This is a genomic window from Roseovarius atlanticus (assembly GCF_001441615.1).
Lineage (GTDB): Bacteria > Pseudomonadota > Alphaproteobacteria > Rhodobacterales > Rhodobacteraceae > Roseovarius > Roseovarius atlanticus.
Map to the genome: position 1 here is coordinate 406,146 of NZ_LAXJ01000003.1, position 24,168 is coordinate 430,313.

General features: G+C 64.1%; 23 protein-coding genes. 20 read left to right on the forward strand and 3 right to left on the reverse strand.

All coding sequences use genetic code 11. The features are described from left to right. Position 1 precedes the first annotated feature (1 nt). Positions 2-1,078: a FlgO family outer membrane protein gene (locus XM53_RS05380; protein ID WP_057791021.1), complete on the forward strand. Its 1,077-nt coding sequence runs from the start codon at positions 2-4 to the stop codon at positions 1,076-1,078. A gap of 6 nt (positions 1,079-1,084) precedes the next feature. Here XM53_RS05380 and dddP read toward each other — a convergent pair whose 3' ends face one another. Continuing rightward, on the reverse strand, positions 1,085-2,428 hold the full coding sequence (gene dddP / locus XM53_RS05385; RefSeq protein WP_057791023.1) for a dimethylsulfonioproprionate lyase DddP: 1,344 nt from the start codon (positions 2,426-2,428) through the stop codon (positions 1,085-1,087). A 185-nt stretch (positions 2,429-2,613) separates the two neighbouring features. On the opposite strand from dddP, the gene XM53_RS05390 reads away from it, so the two are divergent. Then, positions 2,614-3,828, forward strand: coding sequence for a glycerophosphodiester phosphodiesterase family protein (locus tag XM53_RS05390; protein WP_057791025.1), 1,215 nt, complete (start codon positions 2,614-2,616; stop codon positions 3,826-3,828). A gap of 75 nt (positions 3,829-3,903) precedes the next feature. Here XM53_RS05390 and hemE read toward each other — a convergent pair whose 3' ends face one another. Further along, on the reverse strand, positions 3,904-4,938 hold the full coding sequence (gene hemE / locus XM53_RS05395) for a uroporphyrinogen decarboxylase (RefSeq protein ID WP_057791027.1): 1,035 nt from the start codon (positions 4,936-4,938) through the stop codon (positions 3,904-3,906). Between the two features lie 93 nt (positions 4,939-5,031). Between hemE and hemC the strand changes: the two genes are divergently transcribed. Beyond that, the gene (gene hemC, locus XM53_RS05400) at positions 5,032-5,979 is read left to right on the forward strand and encodes a hydroxymethylbilane synthase (RefSeq protein ID WP_057791029.1); all 948 of its coding nucleotides are present in this window, start codon (positions 5,032-5,034) and stop codon (positions 5,977-5,979) included. A 184-nt stretch (positions 5,980-6,163) separates the two neighbouring features. Then, complete coding sequence (locus XM53_RS05405; protein ID WP_057791031.1) at positions 6,164-6,715, forward strand: hypothetical protein; 552 nt, start codon at positions 6,164-6,166, stop codon at positions 6,713-6,715. 115 nt (positions 6,716-6,830) lie between these two features. Here XM53_RS05405 and XM53_RS05410 read toward each other — a convergent pair whose 3' ends face one another. Next, positions 6,831-7,514, reverse strand: a complete 684-nt coding sequence (locus tag XM53_RS05410) for a FadR/GntR family transcriptional regulator (protein WP_236544425.1) — start codon at positions 7,512-7,514, stop codon at positions 6,831-6,833. A gap of 226 nt (positions 7,515-7,740) precedes the next feature. Here XM53_RS05410 and XM53_RS05415 point away from each other — a divergent pair, with 226 nt between their 5' ends. The 16 genes from XM53_RS05415 to XM53_RS05490 all read left to right on the forward strand — a co-directional run bounded on the left by XM53_RS05415 (position 7,741) and on the right by XM53_RS05490 (position 24,122). Then, positions 7,741-9,210, forward strand: a complete 1,470-nt coding sequence (locus tag XM53_RS05415) for a glutamine synthetase family protein (RefSeq protein WP_057791035.1) — start codon at positions 7,741-7,743, stop codon at positions 9,208-9,210. An 80-nt stretch (positions 9,211-9,290) separates the two neighbouring features. Continuing rightward, the gene (locus XM53_RS05420; RefSeq protein WP_057791037.1) at positions 9,291-10,226 is read left to right on the forward strand and encodes a class II glutamine amidotransferase domain-containing protein; all 936 of its coding nucleotides are present in this window, start codon (positions 9,291-9,293) and stop codon (positions 10,224-10,226) included. Beyond that, the gene (locus tag XM53_RS05425; protein WP_057791039.1) at positions 10,214-11,083 is read left to right on the forward strand and encodes a GltB/FmdC/FwdC-like GXGXG domain-containing protein; all 870 of its coding nucleotides are present in this window, start codon (positions 10,214-10,216) and stop codon (positions 11,081-11,083) included. Before XM53_RS05420 ends, XM53_RS05425 begins: the two co-directional genes overlap by 13 nt. 68 nt (positions 11,084-11,151) lie before the next feature. Then, complete coding sequence (locus tag XM53_RS05430) at positions 11,152-12,516, forward strand: FMN-binding glutamate synthase family protein (RefSeq protein ID WP_057791041.1); 1,365 nt, start codon at positions 11,152-11,154, stop codon at positions 12,514-12,516. Between the two features lie 73 nt (positions 12,517-12,589). Then, on the forward strand, positions 12,590-13,003 hold the full coding sequence (locus XM53_RS05435) for a hypothetical protein (RefSeq protein WP_057791043.1): 414 nt from the start codon (positions 12,590-12,592) through the stop codon (positions 13,001-13,003). A gap of 22 nt (positions 13,004-13,025) precedes the next feature. After that, entirely contained in the window at positions 13,026-13,877 is an 852-nt protein-coding gene (locus XM53_RS05440; protein ID WP_057791045.1) for a carbon-nitrogen hydrolase family protein, read from the forward strand. After that, positions 13,874-14,473 (forward strand): hypothetical protein, encoded by a 600-nt coding sequence (locus tag XM53_RS05445; protein ID WP_057791047.1) that lies wholly within the window; start codon positions 13,874-13,876, stop codon positions 14,471-14,473. Before XM53_RS05440 ends, XM53_RS05445 begins: the two co-directional genes overlap by 4 nt. Before the next feature lie 242 nt (positions 14,474-14,715). Beyond that, positions 14,716-15,420, forward strand: coding sequence for a GntR family transcriptional regulator (locus tag XM53_RS05450; protein ID WP_082630760.1), 705 nt, complete (start codon positions 14,716-14,718; stop codon positions 15,418-15,420). Next, on the forward strand, positions 15,410-16,318 hold the full coding sequence (gene dapA, locus XM53_RS05455; protein WP_057791050.1) for a 4-hydroxy-tetrahydrodipicolinate synthase: 909 nt from the start codon (positions 15,410-15,412) through the stop codon (positions 16,316-16,318). The genes XM53_RS05450 and dapA overlap by 11 nt, the downstream gene beginning before the upstream one ends. Next, positions 16,315-17,808: an aldehyde dehydrogenase gene (locus XM53_RS05460; protein WP_057791052.1), complete on the forward strand. Its 1,494-nt coding sequence runs from the start codon at positions 16,315-16,317 to the stop codon at positions 17,806-17,808. Before dapA ends, XM53_RS05460 begins: the two co-directional genes overlap by 4 nt. Further along, the gene (locus XM53_RS05465; RefSeq protein WP_057791054.1) at positions 17,805-18,569 is read left to right on the forward strand and encodes an NAD(P)-binding domain-containing protein; all 765 of its coding nucleotides are present in this window, start codon (positions 17,805-17,807) and stop codon (positions 18,567-18,569) included. Before XM53_RS05460 ends, XM53_RS05465 begins: the two co-directional genes overlap by 4 nt. Next, on the forward strand, positions 18,566-20,119 hold the full coding sequence (locus XM53_RS05470; protein ID WP_144435459.1) for a trimethylamine methyltransferase family protein: 1,554 nt from the start codon (positions 18,566-18,568) through the stop codon (positions 20,117-20,119). Before XM53_RS05465 ends, XM53_RS05470 begins: the two co-directional genes overlap by 4 nt. 31 nt (positions 20,120-20,150) lie before the next feature. After that, on the forward strand, positions 20,151-21,335 hold the full coding sequence (locus XM53_RS05475; protein ID WP_057791056.1) for a cytochrome P450: 1,185 nt from the start codon (positions 20,151-20,153) through the stop codon (positions 21,333-21,335). After that, positions 21,335-22,066, forward strand: a complete 732-nt coding sequence (locus XM53_RS05480; protein WP_057791057.1) for an SDR family NAD(P)-dependent oxidoreductase — start codon at positions 21,335-21,337, stop codon at positions 22,064-22,066. Before XM53_RS05475 ends, XM53_RS05480 begins: the two co-directional genes overlap by 1 nt. Beyond that, entirely contained in the window at positions 22,063-22,794 is a 732-nt protein-coding gene (locus tag XM53_RS05485) for an SDR family NAD(P)-dependent oxidoreductase (RefSeq protein ID WP_057791059.1), read from the forward strand. The genes XM53_RS05480 and XM53_RS05485 overlap by 4 nt, the downstream gene beginning before the upstream one ends. An 11-nt stretch (positions 22,795-22,805) precedes the next feature. Then, positions 22,806-24,122, forward strand: coding sequence for an NAD(P)/FAD-dependent oxidoreductase (locus XM53_RS05490; RefSeq protein WP_057791061.1), 1,317 nt, complete (start codon positions 22,806-22,808; stop codon positions 24,120-24,122). Positions 24,123-24,168: the final 46 nt, after the last annotated feature.

The window sequence follows — 24,168 nt, forward strand, 5'->3', positions numbered from 1 at the left end:
GATGCGGTGGACAAATCTTGTGGCGGCCTGCGTTTTTGTGGCGCTGGCCGGGGGCGCGAATGCGGCCTCGTCGGTGGATGACAGCCTGGACGAGATCGCGGGCCAGATCGTGGATCGGACGCGCAGCGACGGCACCGCCACGATCGGGATCTCGACCTTCACTCACAGCGATGGGACCTGTTCGGATCTGTCGAATTATATCAGCGAGTTCGTCGTGGACAGCCTGTTCAATGCCGGAGAAGGCAAGATCGACATCATCGAGCGGTCGCAGCTGAGCGCGATTTTCCGCGAGATGGAGCTGGTCTTTGACGGCACGATCGCGCCGGATGCCGCCAAGCGACTGGGCGAGATCGAGGGGGTCGATGCGCTGGTCACGGGTTCGCTGATCCAGTTCGGCGAACAGGTGAAGGTGCAGGCACGGATGATCGGCACGCAGGATGGCCGGCTGTTTGCCACCGCGCGGTCGGAATTCCCCAGCGTGGGCAGCGTGGCGGAGATGATGTCGACGCGCAGCCGCGCGGCCTGCGGTTTCTCCGAAGCGGCGGGCGGCGGTGAAGCGGCGCCGACCACGCAGGTTGTGGTGGTTGAGGGGGCTGGCGGACAGGTCGGAGCGACGCAGGGCCAAAGCCTTGTGGAACCCTCGCGGAGATACGCCTCGGATGTCTATGACGCCGAGGTATCGACCCTCGTCTATTCCAAATCATCGGGCGATACGACATTCGCAATGCGGTTCAAGAATACGACGGAGAAAACGATCGCGCTTGCCTATATGCCGAAAACGATATCCGTCGCGGACGGGCGTGGCGGATTCTTGACATACACGGGCAATTGGTCGGGCCTGAGGACGTGCTACAGCGAAAGTTACCTGCAATACTGCAATTCGAGCGATCCGAAATATGCGACCGTTCTGCCCCCCGGGAAGGCGGCGCAGCTCAACTTTCAGATGCGGGGTGAAAAGGATGTTGAAGACCCGAAGTTCACCTTGGCGCTGGAACTCGTGGTGACACCCGATGTCGATGACAAGGAAAGCTACACAGTGCAGTCGCTCGGGTTCTACGACATGCCGCCGGACAGCTGAGCGCGATCAGGCAAGACCCATCAGGGCGGCGTCGAAGGGATACTTCGTGAGGTTCTCGTACCCCGTGTCGGTGATCAGCACCTGGTCCTCGAGCTTGATCGAGAAATCGCCGCCGACCTCGCCCACCAGCGCCTCGACGCAGAGGGTCATGCCCGGCTCCAGCGCGTAATCGAACGATCCGGGCACGGCCTGGTCGGGGTAGGCGACGAGGGGCCATTCATCGCAAAGGCCGACGCCGTGCATCAGGCAGCCGTATTTCTGCGCCTGGTAGCGGTCGTCGAGCACATGGGTGCCGGCGCTGAGTTCGGGGATCGTGACACCGGGGCGCAGCATTTCCATGTTGGTCATGATGTGTTCATGCGCGTGCTGCATGGCATCGATCATGTCGGCGCGCGGTTTGCGGTCGCCGATCCACCAGCTGCGCGAGATGTCGACGCAGATGCCGTAGCTGCCGACAAGGTCGGTGTCGAACGAAATGATCTCGTTCATCTGGGTGATACGAGGGCCGCATTCCTGGAACCACGGATTTGTGCGGGGCCCGGAGGCAAGCAGGCGGGTTTCGATCCATTCGCCGCCACGGCGGATGTTTTCGGCGTGCAGGACCGCCCAGATGTCATCCTCGCTGGTCTGGCCCAGAGGCACGTTCAGCCGGGCGAACCGCTCCATTTCGGCCACGGCGGTCTCGCAGGCGTGGGAGGCGCAGCGCATGGCGAGGATTTCGTCGGGGCCTTTGACGGCGCGGCATTTTTCGGTCAGTTCCTCGCCTTCCATGATCTCGAAACCCTGCGCTTCCAAAGCGCGGAGGCCGTGGAGCATGATCTTGTCCACCGCGAGGCGCGTGTTGCCGGGGGCGTGTTCGGCCAAAAGCACGCGCACCTCGTTCGAGAAGGTGTCGGCGGCCACGTCCACCTTGTCGCCCCGGTCGAAATAGAAGAGGTCCGCGCCGGAGCGTTGTTCGCGCACCAGCGGGTTGAAGGTGCTGAGGAAGGGCGAGTTCTTGTAATCCCACATCACCATGTAGCCGTCGGCGCAGACCAGCAGCGCGCGGAACGGGTTGTGGGTGTTCCAGAGCTGCATGTTGGTTGAATCGGTGGCGTAACGGATGTTGAGCGGATCGAAGACCAGCAGCCCGGCATAGTCGCGGTCCTGGATGAAGCGGGTCAGGCGTTCCCAGCGATATCGGCGCATGGCTTGCAGGTCGGGCATTTGCAGGCCCGCGGCCTCCCATTCGCGGAAGGCAAGCTGGGTCGGTCCGATCTCGATCCGGTCGGCGTCGTTGGGGGTGTTGTCGCCCAGAACGGGCCCGCGGGTGGGGTCGATCTTGCGCGTGTCGCGGAAATGGGTGTTCATGGTCGGGCGCTCCTGGCTTCTTGCCAGATTGGGTGCGCGGAGTCCGCCTTGCGCGACGGAATGCGACATGGGGAGTGTCGGAACTGCGAGGTCGCGCGTCACAAAGGTTTTGCGAAAACGTCACGGTCCTTTTGGAAAAGCGGCGATATTCCCGGGCGATGAAAACACGACATGGGAGATCGAGAATGATCCGTTTCACATTCGTCGCGGTGCCGCTTGCCATTGCCGGGCTGGCTGCACCGCTGGCCGCAGAAGAAGTCGGGTACGGGCCTCGCCCGGCCTACCTGATCGACCGGATTGAAGAGGGGCCGCTGAAGGAAAAGCTGGCCGGGTGCATGGGGCAGACACCGTCGCGGTCGGATTTTTCTATCGGGCACCGGGGGGCGCCGCTGCTCTTTCCGGAGCATACGGTGGAGTCCAACAAGGCGGCGGCGCGGATGGGCGCGGGCATCCTGGAATGCGACGTGACCTTCACCAAGGATCACGAACTGGTCTGCCGTCACGCGCAGAACGATTTGCACACGACGACCGATATCCTGGCCTCGGACTTGGCCGGGACCTGCGTGACACCGTTCAGCCCCGCCGAGGGCGAGACGGAGGCCACGGCGGAATGCCGGACCTCGGAAATCACGCTGGCCGAGTTCCGCACGTTGACCGGCAAGATGGACGCGGCGAACACGTCGGCAACGACGGTCGAGGAGTACATGGACGGCACCGCCAATTGGCGCACGGACCTATACGCGGTCGAGGGCGGGACGTTGATGACCCATGCCGAGTCGATCGAGCTCTTCCGTAACCTGGGTGCCAAGTTCACGCCCGAGCTGAAGAGCCCGGCAGTGGAGATGCCGCATGACGGGTTCAGCCAGGAAGATTATGCGCAAAAGCTGATCGACGAATACAAGGCGGCGGGGGTTCCAGCCTCGGACGTGTGGCCGCAGAGTTTCAACCTGGATGACGTGCTCTACTGGATCGAGAACGAGCCGGAATTCGGTGCGCAGGCGGTGTACTTGGACGACCGGTACGATGTCGAAGGGTTCGATTACATGGACCCGGCGACGTTCGAGCCGTCGATGCAGGACTTGGCCGACCAGGGTGTGAATTATATCGCGCCGCCGATGTGGATGCTGGTGACGCTGGAAGGTGACGAGATCGTGCCGTCGCCCTATGCGACTGCCGCCAGCGAGGCCGGGCTGAACATCATCACCTGGACGCTGGAACGCTCTGGCCCGCTGACCGGCGGTGGTGGCTGGTATTTCCAGTCGGTGGCGGACACGATCGACACCGACGCGGATTATTTCACCATGCTGCACGCGCTGCACGACAAGGTCGGCGTGGTGGGTGTGTTCAGCGACTGGCCCGCGACGGTGACCTATTACGCGAATTGCATGGGGCTGGACTGAGCCTGAAAAATCCGCCCGGTGCGTTTGCGCCGGGCGGAATTATTTTGAGTATTTTTGGAACGATGAAAGGCGCGGTCAGGCGCTGCGCACCGTGTCGATCATCAGTTGCACGTTGTCGGGGTCAGCGTCGGGCGTGATGCCATGTCCGAGGTTGAAGATATGCGGGCCGCCGCGGAACGCCTCGACCACGGCCTTGGTTTCGCGCACCAGGGCTTCGCCGCCGGTGACCATGTGGGACGAGGCGAGGTTGCCCTGCACGCAGCCGTCTTTCTGGATATGTTCGGCGGCCCATTCGGGGCTGACGGAATTGTCGATGGCGACACAATCTGCGCCGGTCTTTTCGTGAAATCCGATATAGCCGTCGCCGCCTTCGCGCGGGAAGGCGATGACGGGGATGCCGGGGTGCTTTTCCTTGAGCGCCGAGATGATGCGCTTGGTTGGCGCCACGGCGAAATCCTCGAAATCCTGGCCCCTGAGGGAGCCGGCCCAACTGTCGAAGACCTTGACGACTTCGGCGCCGGCGTCGATCTGGGCCGACAGGTAGTGGATCGTAGCCTCGGTGATGCGCTCCATCAGCGCCTCGAACAAGGGGCGGTTGTCGGATTTGAGCGCGTGGGCGGGGCCCTGGTCGGGCGTGCCGCGGCCGGCGATCATGTAGGTGGCGACGGTCCAGGGGGCGCCGGCGAAGCCGATGAGCGTGGTCTCGGGGGGCAGGGCGCCGGAGAGGTTGCGGACGGTCTGGTAGATCGGGTTGAGCGTCTCGTGCACTTCGTCTGCCGGGCCAAGCTTGTCGAAATCGGCCTGTTCGGTGATGGTCGACAGGCGCGGCCCCTCGCCGGTGACGAACCACAGATCGGCACCGAGGGCCTGTGGGACCAAGAGGATATCGGCGAAAAGGATCGCCGCATCAAAGCCGTAGCGGCGGATGGGTTGCAGCGTGACCTCGGTGGCGAGGTCGGGGTTGTAGCACAGCGACAGGAAATCCCCGGCCTGTTCGCGCGTGGCGCGGTATTCGGGCAGATAGCGCCCGGCCTGGCGCATCATCCAGATCGGCGGTGTCGCCTGCGTCTCGCCGGCGAGGGCCTTGAGGATGGTTTTCTGTGACGCCATGTCCGGTCTCCCTTTTGGTGGTTTGGTCCTCTTTGAGCCTTGGAAAGTCAACCAAAACTTGTCAGCCCAGATTTACACGTCTAGACCGTCTGCATGACAGTGACCATGCCCACCCCCGCCGCGCCGCTGAAGATCGGTACACGAGGCTCTCCGCTTGCGCTGGCGCAGGCGAACGAGACGCGCGACCGTCTGGCCGATGCCTTTGACCTGCCGCACGAGGCGTTCCAGATCGTCGTTATCAAGACCACGGGCGACCGGATCATCGACCGGCCGCTGAAGGAGATCGGCGGCAAGGGGCTGTTCACCCGCGAGATCGAGGAGGCGATGCTGTCGGGCGAGATCGACATCGCCGTGCACTCGATGAAGGACATGCCGGTGTTGCAGCCCGAGGGGCTGATGCTGGACACCTATTTGCCGCGCGAGGATGTGCGCGATGCGTTCGTGTCGCCCCGCTACGAGGGGCTGGCCGGGCTGCCCGAGGGCGCAAAAGTGGGCACGTCAAGCCTGCGGCGCAAGGCGCAGGTTCTGGTGAAGTTCCCGCATCTGGAGGTGGTGGAATTTCGCGGTAACGTCCAGACAAGGTTGAAGAAACTCGATGACGGCGTGGCGGAATGCACGTTTCTCGCCATGGCCGGGCTGAACCGTCTTGGGCAGCCCGAGGTGGCGGTCGGTGCGGTGGATACCGAGGACATGCTGCCCGCCGTGGCGCAGGGGGCCATCGGCATCGAGCGGCGGGCGGATGACAGCCGCGCGGCCGAGATGCTGGCGGCGATCCATGACGTCGAGACGGGCAAGCGGCTGGCGGCGGAGCGCAGCTTTCTGGCGACCCTCGATGGCTCCTGCGAGACGCCGATTGCCGGGCTGGCGGAGTTGCAGGGCGACACGATCCGGCTGCGCGGCGAAGTGCTGCGGCCCGATGGCAGCGAGAGCATCAGCGACGAAGGCGAGGCGCCGGTCGAGGATGGCGCGAAGCTGGGTGACGCGCTGGCGCGCGGATTGCTGGAGCGCGCGGGGCCGGGATTTTTCGACTGGCGGGAATGAAAAGGTTAACGGCCTTGTTTTGCTGATTTCGCACGTCGGTTTCGCGTCGGTATCCTGGTGGTATCGCGGCGGTGGGGGCGTCGGCAGACCCGGTCGTTAATGCGGCGTGCGTTGCGGCGCGTGGGTTTTCACCCACCCTACGTGCAGGATTGACGGAATCCGGGGCGCGGGGCATCGTCGATGGATGCGGATCGAGGACAAGACCGACACCACCCTGACCCTGGTGGATGACCAGAAGGACAAGAAGCTGGGGCTGACGCTGGCCGGCGTGTTCGTTGCCGGCACGTGCCTGTTCATGGCTTGGGAGGGGTTTGCCGAGGTGCTGCTGCCGGGGGTGCTGCTGATCGCGGCAATGGCGGTTTACTGGAAGCGCAGCAAGATGCGGTCGGTTCTGGTCTTCGACCGGGCGGCGGACCGGGTGCATCTGACGGTGACGGACCGCAAGGGCGCCGAGGAATGGGAGTGGCGGTTGAGTGACGTCGAAACCGCGGTGATCGGCACGGTGGGCGCCCACGGTACGGACAGCGGGATTGATCGGCCGAGCTTGGTTTTGGCGGATGGCACCTACGTGCCGATGCGGCCCTATCACGCGGCGGGCAGTCAGAGTTGGCACGCGGTGGCGGCGGTCAAGCTGTTCCTGGGGCAAAAGCTGGAGGATGCGCCGGTGGGGTGGTTGCCGCCGGAGGAATTCGACCGGTATTTCGGCGAAGAGATGGCGCGGCTTTACAAGAAATAGCGGGCGTTGCGGCGCGTCGGTTTTCACCCACCAAAGGTGGGTTTTCACCCACCCTACGGGGCTTGGGATTGATCCTTTCGCGCCGGGAGGTCCCGGGTCGGGCCCGGGACGACCTTTATGTCTCGGATGCGCGGGTGAGGGACAGGCGGGCGGTTTCCAGATGTTCCTTCATGATGTTGGCGGCGCGTTCGGGTTCGCGGGCGCGCAGGGCGTCGAGGATTTGCCGGTGTTGGGTGTTGTAGGTGTTGATCGTCGCCTCATCCAGCGTCAGGCGGCGCATACGGGTCCAGTCGTCCTGGCTGCGGACGCTGCCGATCTGGGTGAGGATCCAGACCAGAAGACCGTTGCGGGTGCTGTCGGCGATGGCGCGGTGAAAGGCGGTGTCGGCCTCGGAAAAGGCTGCGGGATCGTTGACGCTATGCTCCATCTGGCGGCAGAGATCTTCCATCCTGTCGAAGTCGGCGTGGCGGCCGTGCAGGACCGAGAGCCGGCAGGTGTGCGGTTCGAGCGCGAATCGGGCATCCATGAGTTCGAGAGGTGTCGAATTGTCGATGGCGCTGGCCGCCGCCGTTTCGGATTTGTGCAGAACGTAGGTGCCGCTGCCGGGGCGGATCTCGACAAAACCTTCGGATTCCAATTGCATGAGCGCTTTGCGCACGGTGCCGCGGGCGGCGCCGTATGTCTCGGACAGCACCCGTTCGGGCGGCAGGCGGTCGTGCTGTTGCAGCGTGCCCTTGGATATTTCGCGCCGGATGAGGCCGGCGATGTCCGCCGCGCCCATTCTTTGTGCGTCATCCACTGTGATTCCTCCACTATTTGGACCAATTATATACCATATGGCAGCATATTCCAGCGAAATCCGCATGTTTGGATCAAAATCGGTTGACTTTTTGGTTGAGCCTCGGAATCGTGAAGGGGCTGGGCGGCAGCGTGAGTCCTGCCCATGCCACCTAAAATACCAGCCGTCATTCGATCCTCGATCCGACAAAGGCGGCGCAACATCAGGGAGCTAAACCGTGGCTGAAATGGATCTTGAGAAATTTGTCGAGGCGCCCGGGCGCGACGAGAAAATCAAAGAAGTCCGCAAGATGATCGATGCGAAGGGCATCGAGTACCTTTACCTGCAATTCGTGTCGGTGACCGGCAAGATCATGGGCAAGGGCATTCCTGCCGATCACTGGGAAACCGTCGCGAAAAAGGGCTTTCAGCTGGTGTATGGCGCCACGGTGAACCTGTTCACCAACCGCGCGGGCGAATACCTGGGCTATGGTCCGGAAGCGGCCGAGCTGGTGGGTATCCCGGAACCGGAAACCTTCATGCAGCTGCCCTGGGCGCCCACGATCGGCCGGTTTTACTGCACGCTGTTCCGCAACCGCGAGGAAAAGGAAAACCCGGGCGGGTTCCTGACCAGCGATTGCCGGGGCAACCTGCGCCGGATGCATGAGGAGTTCAAAAAGAAACATGGCCGGAGCCTGCGGATCGGGACCGAGCCCGAGATGATGTGGCTGAAGTTCGACGAGAACGGCAAGCCGCGCGACGGCTATTCCAAGCCCTATTGCTATCACATTGACCAGTTCGAAAGCCTGCGCCCGGTGTCGATGCAGGTGATCCGGTATGCCCGCATGATGGGTCTGGACATGATCCAGGGCGACCACGAGGACGCGCCCGGGCAGCTGGAGCTGAACTGGATGTTCGACGACGTGCTGCGCAACGCCGACCGTCTGACCACCTATCGCCAGATCTGTGCGCAGGTCGCGCGCGAGAACGGGATTTTCGCCTGCTTCATGACCAAGCCGTTCATGGGTGTGTCGGCGAGCGGTTGTCACCACAACATGAGCCTGTGGCGCGGCGGCGAGGATGAGTTCGTCAAGTGCGGCAACGATCCCAAGGATCTGCCGGGGATGAAAGACAACTACATGTACGTCAAGGGTGGCGAGAACACGTTCATGCCCGATGACGACGACCCGCAGATGCCCGGCAAGGAAGGCCTGGAGGCGATCGGCGGCGTTGTGCATCACCTGCAGGCGCTGACGGCTGTGGGCTGTTCGACGGTGAACTCGTACCGTCGTCTTTGGGACACGGGCTTCTGGGCGCCGGTCTTTGCCGACTGGGGCTTCCAGAACCGCACCACCGGCCTGCGCGTCTCGGCGCCGGGGCGGTTCGAGTACCGCTCGGTCGACAGCATGGTGAACCCGTACCTGATGGGCTCGACCCTGCTGGCGGCGATGGACGACGGCATCGACAACAAGCTGGACCCGGGCAAGCCCGAAGAGCGCAACATCTACGAGGCGATCAAGGACGGCAAGGACGTCAAGAAGCTGCCGATGAGCCTGGGCGAGGCGCTGGATTTCCTGAAGAAGGACGAGGTGGTGCAGCGCGGGATGCCCGGCGAGATGTACCGGCTTTACGACGAGTACAAGCACGACGAATACGCCCGGTTCATGTCCACCGTGACGGATTGGGACAAGGATACGTACATGGAATGCCTGCCCTGAGGCATCCCATGCGTTCGGCGGCGGGTTGAGGAGCCCGCCGCCGCTCTAAGACATTCGCAACCCAGAGGAGGCGTTTCCAGATGTGTGGAATTGCTGGACTAATTTACAAGGGCAAGAGCAGCGACGTGGGGTCGGAGATGACCTCGATGCTGCTGGCGCTCAAGCACCGGGGGCCGGACAGCACCGGCTACGCGGTATACGGTGAACCGACCGAGGGCGATTACATCATGCGCCTGAAGGTGGCCGAGGCCGAGGACATGGAAAAGGGCCGCGGCGTTCACAAGGTGATCGAGGACCGCATCGCCTATGTCGAACAGGTGATGGAAGAGCATGGCGCCAAGATCAAGTCCAAGGACGCGCCGCTGGAATACGCCCTGCGCTATGTGTTCAGCGGCGCCGACAACCTGGGCGAAATGGCGGAGCATATCGAGGAACAGGACGGGATCGAGATCCTATCGATGGGCAACGGTCTGGAGCTGATCAAGGACCTGGGCGATGCGTCGGTGGTGTCGAAAGCCTATGGGCTGAACGATTTCAAGGGCACGCATGCCATCGGGCACACGCGGATGGCCACGGAATCGGATGTCGACATCAAGTCGGCGCACCCCTACTGGGCGTTTCCCTATAACGACGTGAGCGTGGTGCATAACGGCCAGATCACGAACTACTGGATCATGCGCCGCGAGATGGAGCGCAAGGGCCACCGGTTCATGTCGAACTGCGACTCCGAACTGCTGGCGGTTTACACCGCGCATAACCTCGCCAATGGTATCACGCTGGAAGAAAGCCTGCGCAAGTCGATCGACGAGATCGACGGGGTGTTCACCTATCTGGTGGCCACCAAGGACCAGCTGGGCATGGCAAAGGACACGATGGCGGCGAAACCGCTGGTTCTTTACGAATCCGATGACCTGATCGCGATGGCGAGCGAAGAGGTGGCGATCCGCGCGATCCTGCCGCAGGAAATCGACACGACAGATCCCTACGATGAGGAGGTCCGGGTATGGCAAGCGTGAGCGACGCAGACCTGAAGAAGATGACCCAGGAAGAGCGGGTGACCGCGCTGGGCATGCGCACCGAGGCGCTGACGGGCAAGTCCCTTTACGTGGAGTTCGACCCGGATGCCGAAGAGCGGTTCACCTATCCGTGGGCGCCCGACGTGGACTTCAACAAGCGGACCGAGATCGACTGTGACGGCAAGACCGTGACGGAAGTGAACTCGAACATCCGCGAGTTGATGCGCGAGGGTTATGGCACGATCGTGCTGCAGAACCCGCGCGGGATGCACAGCGTGGGCGTGGGGATCCTGAGCAAGCTGAACCTGATCATCGAAGGCTCGACCGGGTATTTCACCACCGGGCTGATCGACGGGCCGAACGTGCGCATCAACGGGCGCGTGGGCTGGTCCTGCGGCGAGAACATGATGTCCGGCACGATCATGATCGAGAAGAACGCCGGCTCGACCTTCGGCGCGGCCATCCGGGGCGGTGACCTTGTGTGCCGCGGCTCGGTGGGGTCGCGCACGGGGATCGACCAGAAGGGCGGCACGATCATCGTGGGTGGCGATACCGGCGCGCTGTCGGGGTTCATGATGCAGCGGGGGCGGATGGTGGTCTGCGGCAATGCGGGCAAGAACCTGGGCGACTCGATGTATGACGGCACGATTTACGTGGGCGGCGAAATCAAGAGCCTGGGCGTGGATGCTGTCGAGGCCGAGCTGACCGAGTTGGACAAGAAGTGGCTGACAAGGAAGCTGACGCAATACGGCCTGATGCCCGACAAGGGGGTGGATCACTTCACCAAGGTCGTCGCCGGCAAGATGCTGTGGAACTACGACAACCTCGAGCCGTCCGAGAAGAAGCTCATCCTGTAACGCGTGGGTTGTCACCCACCCTACGGGGTGGACACGACCTACGGTGTTGAACCGAAAGGAACAAAATCATGGCTGATGGTGATCTGCCGCAGAAAAAACAGCTGGCGCGCGATGTGAACCGCATCGGTGACAGCTTCATCTTCCCGCCGCGTGTGATGGATGACATCCACATCAAGTCCGAGCTTGGCCGCTACCGGATGCGGGGGTTTTCGCTGTTCAAGAAGATCCCGCACTGGGATGACCTGACCTTCCTGCCCGGCACGCTGACGCGGTTCGTGATCGAAGGCTATCGCGAGAAATGCGAGACCAAGACCGTGATCGGCCCGCGCGCCAAGGTGCCGCTGGAACTGGACATTCCGGTTTATATCACCGGCATGTCGTTCGGCGCGCTGTCCTACGAGGCGAAAACCGCGCTGGCACGCGGGGCCACGATGGCGGGCACGGCCACCTGCTCGGGCGAGGGGGGCATGATCCCCGACGAGCGGCGCTATAGCTCCAAGTGGTTCTATCAGTGCATCCAGTCGCGCTATGGCTTCAACCCCAACCACCTTGTTCTGGCCGATGGCTGTGAATTCTTCATCGGGCAGGGCTGCAAGGTGGGTCTGGGCGGGCACCTGATGGGTCAGAAAGTGACCGACCAGGTGGCCGAGATGCGGTCGCTGCCCGCGGGGATCGACCAGCGCTCGCCGGCGCGGCACCCCGACTGGCTGGGACCGGACGACCTGGCGCTGAAGATCCAAGAGATTCGCGAGGCGACCGACTGGCAGATCCCGATCCAGCTGAAGTTGGGGGCGAGCCGCGTGTTCGACGACGTGCGGATGGCTGTGAAATGCGATCCGGACAGCATCTATATCGACGGGATGGAAGGTGGCACGGGCGCGGGCCCGCACCTTGCGACCGAGGATACCGGTGTGCCGGGGATGGCGGCGATCCGTCAGGCGCGGAAAGCCATCGACAGCCTGGGCAAGCGCGGCGAGATCAGCCTGGTTTATGCGGGCGGGATCCGGAACGGTGCGGATGTGGCCAAGGCCATTGCCCTCGGTGCAGATGCCATCGCGATCGGCCACTCGGCCATGATGGCGCTGAACTGCAACAAGGATATCCCCGAGGCCAACTATCCCGAGGAAATCGGGGCCGAGCCGGGCTATTGCTACCACTGTCACACGGGGCGCTGCCCGGTGGGCGTGGCGACTCAGGACCCCAAGCTGCGCGAGCGGCTGGACCCGGACGAGGCGGCGGAGCGCGTGTACAACTTCCTTCACACGCTGACCATCGAGGCGCAGTTGTTCGCACGGGCGTGCGGCAAGACCTACCTGCACTCGTTGGAGCCCGAGGACCTGGCCGCGCTGACGATGGAGGCCTCTGCCATGGCGGGGGTTCCGCTGGCGGGCACCAGCCATACGGTTGGCGTCGAGGATTATCACCATTTTTGAACGGTGGGTTTAAAACCCACCCTACGGCGGATGCGTAGGGTGGGGTTCCACCCCACCTAACGGAGGAAATACAATGGCTGGATCACAGTATCGCGGATCGGAGATCACCGATGTCGACCAGTTCCTGAAAGACAAGGACGGGCTTGGCTCGGAGCGGGAAAAGGAAATCGGGCAGCATATCGGCTATCGCTATGACGTGAACCTTGTGCCCGACTATGACCGGATCACGCCGTTCCTGGAAAAGTACATGGAGACCATGGGCTGGGACGACCTTAACTGGCTGGAAGACGTGCACATGGGTTACGAGGAAGGTGCGCCGGCGGTGTTCGACCGCAACAACAACGGGTGGGTGCGGGTGCCTGACACGATCGAGCTGCCCGACAACCAGCAGGACCGGGACATGATCGCGCGTGAATTGCTGATCAAGTTCCAGATGTCGGACCGGCACCCTTTGGTGAACCTGCGCAAGGCCTATATGAAGTTCTGAGAGGACTTTGAAAGGACCAGACATGACGCGCCCGATCAACATCGCCTGCCTGCAGACACGGCCCATGCCCGATTTCGCATCGGCCTGGGAAGAGGCGCGGCCCCTGGCCGAAAAAGCGGTGGCGGACGGGGCGCAGGTTCTTTTCCTGCCCGAATATTGCGGCGGGTTGAAAACGGAGGGTGCTGCCGTGGCGGCGCCCTCGGCCCCGGAGGGCGATCACCCGTTTTTGCGCGAGGCGCAGGCGTTCGCTCGTGAGGCGGGGGTGTGGATGAATCTCGGCTCCATCGCCGTTGACGGTCCGGACGGGCGGATCATCAACCGTGGGATCATGCTGGACGATACAGGCAGGGTCACGGGACGGTATGACAAGATCCACATGTTCGACATCCAGTTGAGCGAGACGGAAGTGTACCGCGAGAGCGAGCGGGTGGCGCCGGGCAGCCGGGCCGTCATTCACGACACGCCGTTCGGGCGGATAGGGCATACGATTTGCTATGACTTGCGGTTTCCGATGCTGTGGCGTGGGCTGGCACAGGCCGGGGCGGAGATGCTGATTTGCCCTGCGGCGTTCACCAAGAAGACGGGTGAGGCGCATTGGCACGTGCTGAACCGGGCGCGGGCGATCGAGACTACGCGGTTCGTGGTCAGCCCCTGTGCGATTGGTCCCGTGCCGGGCGGGGGCGAATGCTTCGGTCATTCGCTGATCGTCGGGCCCTGGGGCGAGGTGCTTGCCGAGGGCGGCACGGAGCCCGGCGTGATGCAGTCGGAGATCGACCTGGATGACGTGGACAAGGCCGCCGGTCGGGTGCCGAGCCTGACCAGCGACCGGCATTTTGACATGGAAACGCCAGACCCCGAGAGGAACGTGGCATGACATCTTTGGCGGCTCAGTTGGGCCAGAGCTATTCCGACAACCCGCTGCGGCTGGGGTTCCTGAAATGGCAGTGCCACGTGCGGCAGTTGATGATGCGCAACAATGACGGGCGGCCGGATGACGCGATCATGCCGGAGGTCACGCCGGAAGGGCATGAACAGCCGATGGGTGTTGTGATCACGCTTTTGAACAAGGCGCCAGGGTATTCGGTGACGCCCGAGTTGCAGCATATGGCGGCCAAGACCAACGACCCGGCGCAGCGGCGGCAGACCGCCCTGCAGTTCCTGTCGGCGACCTACTACCAGAAGGCCAAGGAGTTTTCCGACATCCTGACCGCGACCTTCCCGCCGGGCAGTCCGGGGGCCAAGGCGCTGCACGACGCGGGCCATGCGACGCTGCGCTTCGCGGCTTACGGGCAGGAATTCGAGCTTTACTGCAAGGTCTGGCGGCTGGCGCCGCACAACCTGCTGCACCAGGCCACGATGGCGCATAACGTGTTGTTCAACCCGGCCCTGCCGCCGGCGACTGAGGTTCTGGGGTTCGAGCCCGACTGGGAGGCGAGCCGGGCCGATCCGCCGGTGGGCGGACGGCGGTAATCTTTCAACCAGATTGAGCGCGTTTCACGCGCGCAGGTTTGTCTCGGACATGCGTCCTCGGGGCGTGAGGGCGGCGTGACGCGCTGTGCAGGGCCGGGTGCGCGCGTCGGGCGGGCGCCTGCGGCGCGAGTATTTTTGGCAAGAAAAAGCGGGGGTTGAGCGTGGTCCGGCGGGGGCGGGAAATTTGAATCGACTCGGCAATACAAAATGTATACATTATGTATTCAGCAAGGAGAGTCGCTTTGACCGCCGACAAGAAAACCCAGTGCCTGGAAGACCTGCGGATGCGGATCCTGACGCAGGAGATTGCGCCCGGCAGCGACCTGGACGAGGCGACGCTGTGCGACCGGTACGGCATGTCGCGCACGCCGATGCGGGAGATCCTGCAACGGCTGGGCGGCGAGGGGTATGTGGACCTGACCCAGAACCGCGGCGCCAAGGTGGCGTCGATGGATCTGCCAGTGCTGCGGACGTTCTTTCAGACCGCGCCGATGATCTATGCCAATGTCGCGCGGCTGGCCGCCGAGAACCGCAAGGCGGGCGAGGTCGCGCCTTTGAAGGCCATCCAGGAGCGGTTTCGTGCGGCGACGCAGGCGGGCGATGCGGCGGAGGCCGCGTTGCAGAACCACCGGTTTCACCTGGCGATGGGGGAGATGGCGCACAACCCTTACCTGCTGCCCAGCCTCAAGCGGATGCTGATCGACCATACGCGGCTGAGCCAGACATTCTATCGCCCGGCCTCGGAGGACGAGGCGGCGCGGGTGGTGACGGCCTGCGCGCATCATGACGCGATGATCGAGGCCATCGAGCGGCAGGAGCCGGGGGTGATCGTCGACCTGACCATCGCGCACTGGAACCTGTCGCGGGATCGGCTGGAGCGGTTCGTGAGCCCCGATCCGCTGCCGATCGACGTTTTGCCGATGAAGGACCGTGAAGATGCAGTTTGAGGGGATCTGGACGCCCATCGTGACGCCCTATCGTGAAGATTTCACGGTAGACGAGGGCGCGCTGGGCGACGTGGTGGAGCAGTTGATCGCGGGCGGAGTGGCCGGGATCATCAGTGCCGGGACCACGGGTGAGTATTACGCGCAGACGTTCGAGGAGCGCGAATGGTTGGCCCGGAAAACGCACGAGCTGATCAAGGGGCGCGTGCCGCTCGTGGTGGGCACGGGCGCGCTGCGCACCGAGGACAGTATCGAATTTGCGAAGATGGCCAGGGATGTGGGCGCCGATGCGATTTTGGTCGCGACGCCGCCCTATTCGGTGCCGACGGGGCGCGAGATCGCGCTGCACGCTTTGGCGATCGACCGGGCCGTGGATATGCCGGTGATGCTGTACAACTACCCGGGCCGGATGGGCGTGAATATGGACGAGGAGACCCTGGACCGGCTGGGCCGCTCGCCCAATTTCTGCGGCATCAAGGAAAGCAGCGGCGACATCAACCGCCTGCACCTGATCGCGCGGGACTATCCGCATCTTGGCCTTCTGTGCGGGATGGATGACCAGGCGCTGGAGTTCTTCGCCTGGGGCGCGAAGGGCTGGGTCTGTGCCGGGTCGAACTTTGCGCCCGAGGCGCATGTGGCGCTGTACCGGGCCTGCGTGGTGGAGGGGGACTTTACCAAGGGCCGGGCGATCATGTCGGCGATGATGCCGCTGATGCGGGTGCTGGAGCAGGGCGGCAAGTTCATCCAGTGCATCAAGCATGGCGTGACGATGCGGGGCATTCCGGCGGGGCCGCCGAGGAAGCCTCTGTTGCCGCTGAACAAGGATGACAAACGTAGCCTCGAAGAGGTGATCCGCACGATGAATACCGCGATTGCCGCGATCGAAGGGGGCAAGAAATGAGCGAGCTTCTGACACGGGACGAATACGGCGCGATTGCCGCCGAGCTGGACCTGCCGCGCGCGCCTTTCGTCGATGGCAAGTTCCGCAAGGGATCGGGGCCGGAGATGCAGACGGTGAACCCGGCGACGGGGGATGTGCTGGCGAAGATATCCACCGCAAATGCGAAGGACGTGGATTTTGCCGTTGAGAAGGCGCGGGAAGCGTTTGAGCGCGGGGAGTGGGCGAAGGCGCATCCGAGCGCGCGGAAGGACGTGTTGATCCGGCTGTGCAAACTGATCACGCGGCGGCGGCACGAATTCGCGGTGTTGGAGAGCCTCGATAGCGGCAAGCCCATCCGCGATTGCGAGACGGTGGATATTCCCGAGGTCATTCACACGATCAAGTGGCACGCCGAGTTGATCGACAAGATCTATGACCAGGTCGGGCCGTCGGGCGACGATGCGCTGAGCCTGATCGTGCGGGAGCCTTTGGGCGTGGTGGCCTGCGTGCTGCCGTGGAACTTTCCGCTGCTGATGATGGCGTGGAAGATCGGGCCGGCACTGGCGGCGGGCAATTCGGTGATCGTGAAGCCCGCCGAGCAGACCAGCCTGACCGCGCTGCGGCTGGCGGAGGTGGCGCATATGGCGGGCGTGCCGCGCGGCGTGTTGCAGGTATTGCCGGGGGATGGGCCGTCTGTCGGCGAGCCCTTGGGCCTGCATTTGGGCGTGGACATGGTGAGCTTTACCGGTTCGACCGAGATCGGCAAGCGGTTCCTGCGCTATGCGGCGGACAGCAACATGAAAAAGGTGACTTTGGAGTGCGGGGGCAAGAACCCCGCGGTGGTGCTGGAAGATGCCGAGAACCTGGATCACGTGGCCGAGCACCTGGTAAATGCGGCGTTCTGGAACATGGGCGAAAACTGTTCGGCGGCCAGCCGGGTGATCGTGCACAAGGCCGTCAAGGCGCCGCTGATGGAGCGGATCGTGGCGCGGATGCGGGACTGGAAGACCGGCGATCCGCTGGACCCGGCGAACCATCTGGGCGCGCTGGTGGACGGCGCGCATTGCAAGAAGGTGGCGGGCTACCTGAAAGGCAAGGCGGTGGCCGGGGGCGGCAAGCCCAAAGGGAATTTCATCGCGCCGACGGTCTATGAGGTGAAAAAGGACGACAAGCGGGCGAAGGAAGAGATTTTCGGTCCCATCCTGAGCGTGATCGAGGTGGCGAGCGAGGCGGAGGCGATCCAGCTGGCCAATGACACGGCCTACGGGCTGGCGGCGTCGGTCTTTACCTCGAACGTGCGGCGGGCGATCCGGGCGGCGCGGGAGATCCGGGCGGGGACCGTGACGGTGAACTGCTATGGTGAAGGAGACATCTCGACGCCCTTTGGCGGGTATAAGCAGTCGGGCTTTGGCGGGCGTGACAATGGTGTGCACGCGCATGACCAGTTCACCGAGGTGAAGACGATCTGGGTCGATCTGAGTGATCCGAAGGACGGAGACTTGGTGGGATGAGCCGAGTTGGGTTTCTTGGAGCCGGACATATCGCGGCACCGATGGCGCGGGCGCTGGCCCGGGCCGGGCATGACGTGACGGTGTCGCGGCGCGGCGAGGCGGTGTCGGCGGCGCTGGCCGAGAGCGGTCTGGGTATCGCGGTGGCGGAGAATGCGGAGGTCGTGGAGCGGAGCGAGATCGTTCTTCTGTGCTTGCGTCCGGCGGTGTGGAAGGACGTCGTTGCGGGGCTGCCGTTCCGGGCGGATCAGAAGGTCGTGTCGGTCATGGCGGGCGTGCCGATGGCCGAGATCGTGGCGGCCTGTGCGCCGGTGCGGGATGTGTCGGTGACGATCCCGTATGGGTTTATCGAGAACGGTGGCTGCCCCTTGCCGGTGGCGGGTGATCCGGGTGTCGTGCAGGCGCTCTTCGGGGCAAAGAACCCGGTGCTGCCGCAAGAGGACGAGACGGCGCTGAACCACCATTTCGCGGCCTCGACGATGGTCGCCGCGGCGCTGGGTCTTCTGGAAGAGGGCACCGGATGGCTGGCGGGCAAGACCGGGTCACCCGAGGCGGCGGAGATCTATGTCAGCAACCTGGTGACCGGGGTGCTGAACGGCCTCGGCCGAGACCGCGCGGGCGAGTTGCATGACGAGAAGATGGCGCTGGCCACGCCGAACACCCTGAACCTGCAGATGGTCGAGGGGCTGGCGGCGCAGGGGGCCTTTGACGGGCTGCCAGCGATACTGGACGGAATATCACACAGCATGGAGGACGACGCGTGACGGCAATTGCAGAAAAACCCGCGCGTCGAGGGCGCGGGACGCGGACCGCCTTGCGGGCCGTACGGGACGTGAAGATGTTGCCCAGCCTGAAGCGGGGGCTGCCGCTGACTGAGCCGATGAGTGCGGAGGAGGTCGAGCGCATCGATGCGGCGAGCATGGATATCCTGGAAAACGTGGGCGTGGTGTTCCGCGACGAGATCGCGATTGCGGACTGGAAGCGGGTTGGCGCGGAGGTGCGCGACGGCGACCGGGTGCATCTGGATCGCGGGCTGGTGCGGGAACTGATCAAGACGATCCCCGAGACGTTCACCTATCACGCGCGGAACCCGGCGCATAACCTGCCCTTCGGCAAGGATCATGCGATTTTCGTGCCGATGACCGGCGCGCCGTTCCTGCGGGATCTGGACGATGTGCGGCGCAATCCGACGCTGGACGACCTGGCGAACTTCCACAAGCTGGCGCAGATGTCGCCGGCGCTGCATTCGAGCGCGCATCATATTGTGGAACCTTATGACCATCCTATCAGCCAGCGGCATCTGCGGATCACCTATTCGTCGATGAAGCATTCTGACAAGACGTTCATGGGCATGACCACAAGCCCGAAGAACGCCGAGGATGTGATGGAGATGTGCGCGATCCTTTTTGGCGACGAGTTCATGGAGACGCACCCGGTGGTGACGGGCAACTGCAACGGCAACAGCCCGCTTGTGTGGGACGAAACCATGCTGGGGGCGATGCGGGCGTTCTGCCGCCGCAACCAGCCGGTACTGTGCAGCCCGTTCGTTCTGGGCGGGGCCAATACGCCGGCGTCTGTTGCGCCGGCGGTGGCGCAGCTGAATGCCGAGGCGCTGAGTGCGCTGGCCTATACGCAGGTGGTGCGCAAGGGGTGTCCGGCGATTTACGGGCATTACCTGTCGACGGTCAGCATGAAGTCGGGAGCGCCGATGGCGGGAACACCCGAGATCAGCCTGATGAACATGATGATCGGGCAGATGGCCCGGTTCTATGGCGTGCCGTGGCGGTCCTCGGCCAGCCTGGGCGGGGCCAAGACGCTGGACGCGCAGGCGGGGTACGAGAGTGCGACGACCCTGATGGCATTACAGATGGCCGGGACCAATTACATGTGGCACGCGGCGGGCTGGAACGAGGCGGGGATGCATTGTTCGATGGCGAAGTTCGTGATCGACGCCGAGCAATGCGCGATGGCCTACCGAATGGCCGAGGGCATCCGCTGGGACGATTTCGATGTGGCGGTGGCGGCCGTGGGCGATATCGGCCCCGGGGGGCATTACCTTGGCCATCCCCATACGCTGGCGAATTTTCAGCGGGCGTTTTTCATGCCGGATCTCTTTGACAACAACTCGATCGAGCAGTGGCAGGCCGAGGGCGCGGAGGAGGCGAATGCCAGAGCGCAGGCCTATGCGCGCAAGATGCTGAACGAGTATGAAGAGCCGAAGCTGGACGAAGCTGTGAACGAGGCTCTGCTGGCGTATATTGCCAAACGGGAAAGCGAGATCCCGGCGGCGGATGCGTTGAACCAGGAGTATTGAGAACGCGCGACGGCGCGGAGGAGTGACGAAAATGGGCAATCTGCCGTATCTGGACCTGAAAGACCCCGGGTTTTCGACGCGGGGGCCGGAAGTTGTCGCGGCGCGCGAGGCCCATTGGTGCGCCGAGACGCCCTTTGGCCTGGCGGTGCTGCGATATCGGCAGGTGGGCAAGATCCTGCGCGACCGGCGGTTTCGGCAGGGCAGCCACAACTGGCCCGAGACGGTCGGGATCGAGGGGCGGTTCGCGGATTTCTGGCGGGACTCGGTGATCGGGCGCGAAGGCGACTCGCATCAGAAATTGCGGGCGCTGGCGGTGCCGGCGCTGAGCGAGGACTATGTGCTGTCGCTGGTCCCGACCTTTGATGAGATTGCGCGGGACCTTTGTGCTGACCTGCGCGAGAAGAGCGCCTGCGAGTTCCAGTCGGCATTTTGCGAGCCTTTCGCCGGGCAGGCGATCACAACGCTGCTAGGGATGGAGCGCGAGGCGTGGCCGCTGGTGGCGCATAACGCCGCCGATCTGGGGCTGGCGATGGGGATCGAGGCGCCGAAGTATCAAGAGCGGTTCAACGCGGCCTGCGAGACTCTGTTCCAATTGGCCGATCAACTGGTGGTCAAGGTGCGGCGCGGTGAGGATAGCGAGAGTTACGTTGCGCGCATGGTGGCGGAGTTCGACCGCAACGGGGACTGCACGCATGAGGAATTGCTGAACACCATCGTGATTTCGATCTTCGGTGGCGTGGATACGACGCGGGCACTTCTTGGACTTGGGCTTTCGCTATTCATCGAGAATCCCGATCAGTGGCAGATGCTGCGCAAGGACGAGAGCCTGATCCCGAACGCGGTGGAAGAGTTCATCCGGGCGCGGCCGACAACGACGTGGTCCACCCGCGAGGCGGTCGAGGATGTCGAGATGGACGGAATGGTGATTCCGAAAGGCACGGTGCTGAACCTGCTGGTCCATGCCTCGGCGCGGGACCCGGAGATTTGTGAAGACCCGTCTTTCGACATCACGGTCAAGCGCAAGCGGCATTTCGGGTTCGGCGGCGGGGCGCATCACTGCATCGGGCATTTCGTGGCACGGACGGATACGGGTTGTGCGCTGGATGCGTTGCGGCAGACGTTCCGTACGGTGGCGTATGACGGCGCGCCGGAATGGTTGCCGGACAGTGGAAATACCGGGGCGTTGAGCCTGCCAGTGAAGTACGAGGTGGCGTGATGCGGTTCGAGGGACAGTGTGCGCTGGTCACAGGCGGCGCGGGCGGCATCGGCGCCGCGCTGGTGCGGGCGCTGCGGGCCGAGGGCGCGCTTGTGGCGGTGAGCGACCGTCAGAGCGGCGCGGTGGAGGCCGAGGCGCATCTGGACGGTGACCTGCTCGACGGGGCGTTTTGCGACGCGCTGCCGGGGCGGGCGGAGGCAGAGTTGGGCGGCCTGGACATGGTGTTCAACAATGCCGGCGTCATCACGCGGGGCGATATCACCACGGCGCGCGATGACGACTGGCGCCTGACCATGGGGGTGAACGTGGAGGCGCCGTTTCGGATTTGTCGGGCGGCGATCCCGATCCTGGCCGCGCGGGGCGGCGGGGCGATCGTGAACACCTCGTCCTGCTGGGGGCTGCGGCCGGGGCCGAACCATCCGGTCTACGTGACGAGCAAGGCGGCGATTGCCAGCCTGACGCAATGCCTGGGCCGGGATCATGCGCATCAGGGTATCCGGGTGAACGCGGTCTGCCCCAACGAGGTGGACACACCGATGCTGCGCACGGGCTTTGCGGCACGCGGGCTGGACCCGGAGCAGGCGATCGAAGACCTGAACGCGAGCGTGCCTGTGGGGCATATCGCAAGCCCGGAAGAGATCGTGGACGTGATGCTGTTCCTGGCGTCGGACGCGGCGCGGTACATGTGCGGGGCGCTGGTCGAAGTGAATGGTGGAAAGGCCGTGATATGAGCAGGTTCGAAGGCAAGGTCGCGCTGGTAACCGGCGGGTCGAGCGGCATGGGCGGGGCCACGGCGGCGGTCCTTGCCGAGGGCGGTGCGCGGGTTTTCTGTGCGCAGCGCGGTGCGTCAGCGCACGAGGACATCGCGGCGGATTTCAGCGACGAGTCCGTGCCCGAGCGGGTGATGGCGGAGGTCTCGGACAAGGCGGGCGCGCTCGATATCCTGGTGAACAATGCCGGGATGATGCGAGAGGGCACGGTCGAGGAAACGTCGAAGGCGGATTGGGACATCCAGCTGCATATGAATCTGACAGTGCCGTTTCTGCTGATCCGTCACGGGATGGGGATGCTGCGCGCGGGTGGTGGCGCGATCGTCAATCTCGGCTCGGTCGAGGGGTTGGGATCAAACCCGCGGCACCCGGCTTATGCGGCGTCGAAGGCGGGGTTGCACGGGCTGACGCGGGCCGTGGCGGTGGACCACGGCAAGGATGGCGTGCGCTGCAACGCGGTGGCGCCGGGGTGGATCGACACGCCGCTGAACGAAGCGTTCATCGAGAGCATGACGGACCCGGTGGCGTTTCGCGCAGGGCTGGCCGGAATCCACCCGGTGCGGCGGACAGGCACGCCGGAGGACGTGGCGCGGCTGATCTGCTGGCTGGCGAGCGAGGAGGCGGGGTTCGTGACCGGGCAGGTCTGGACCGTTGACGGGGGCCGGATGGCCCAGTTGAGCCTGCCGTGAAGGTGCGCCGGATGCCTTGCGATCCTGGCGTGACCGGGTGGAACGCGATCCTGCCCGAGGCGGAACCGACGCAGCCGCTGGACGAGGCGGTGACGGCGGACTGGCTGGTGATCGGCGGCGGCTTTGCCGGTCTGGCGGCGGTGCGGCGGCTGAGCCAGTTGCACCCGGAGTCGCGGATCGTGCTGCTGGAGGCCAGGCGGATCGGCGAGGGCCCGGCGGGGCGCAACTCGGGCTTCATGATCGACCTGCCGCATGACCTGTCGTCGGAAGACTACGGCGGCGCGCTCGAGAAGGATATCGCGCAGACGCGGATGAACCGGGCCGCGATAGACTTTGCCGGAGAGATGGCGGAGGCGTTCGGGCTGGGCGGGGAGGCGTTCGTGCGGTCGGGCAAGACCAACGCGGCGGCGAGTGCGAAAGGGCATCGGCACAACCTCGATTATGCCGCGCACCTGGAGGCGATGGGCGAGGCGCATGAATTGCTGGATGCCGGTGCGATGCGGGAGCTGACCGGATCGGACTATTACCGCAGCGGGCTTTACACGCCCGGGACGGCGATGATCCAGCCGGCGTTGTTCGTGCGGGGCGTGGCGAAGGGGCTGGCCAGCAACCGGGTGCGGATCTGCGAGGACAGCCCGGTGACCGAATTGCGGCGCGCGGGCGATTGGGTGGCCGTGACTCCGAAGGGCCGGGTGACGGCGCCGAAGGTGATTTTGGCCGTCAACGGACATGCAGAGAGTTTCGGGCAGTTCAAGGGACGGTTGCTGCACCTGTTTCTGTATGCGTCGATGACCCGTCCACTGACCGAAGACGAGGCCGCGCGGCTGGGCGGGGCGGAGCGTTGGGGGCTGACACCCGCCGACCCGATGGGCAGCACGGTGCGCAGGATCAGCGGGACGGCGGGCAAGCGGATCGTGATGCGCAACCGAGTGACCTATGACCCTTCGCTGAAGATTCCCCGAGGCCGCGTGGCGGCGATGGGGCGGTCGCATGACAAGGCGTTCGCAGCGCGGTTTCCGCAGCTTGCGGGTATCGACATGGAGTACCGCTGGGGCGGGCGGCTTTGTTTGAGCTGGAACGGCGCGCCGGCGCTGGGCGAGTTGGAGGAGGGTCTGTTCTCGGCCTGCTGCCAGAACGGCTTGGGCACAGCGCGGGGCACGCTGCACGGGATGGCGATGGCGGAGTTGGCGTCGGGCGTCGAGAGCGAGATCTTGGCGCATGTCATGGCGCAGGGGACACCGTCGCGCCTGCCGCCGCTGCCGTTTACCTATATCGGCGCGAATGCCACGATGAAGTGGGGGGAATGGAAGGCGGGGGCGGAGCTGTGAGAGATTATTCGTACGAATAATCTTGGGGGAGAATTTTCGTACGAAA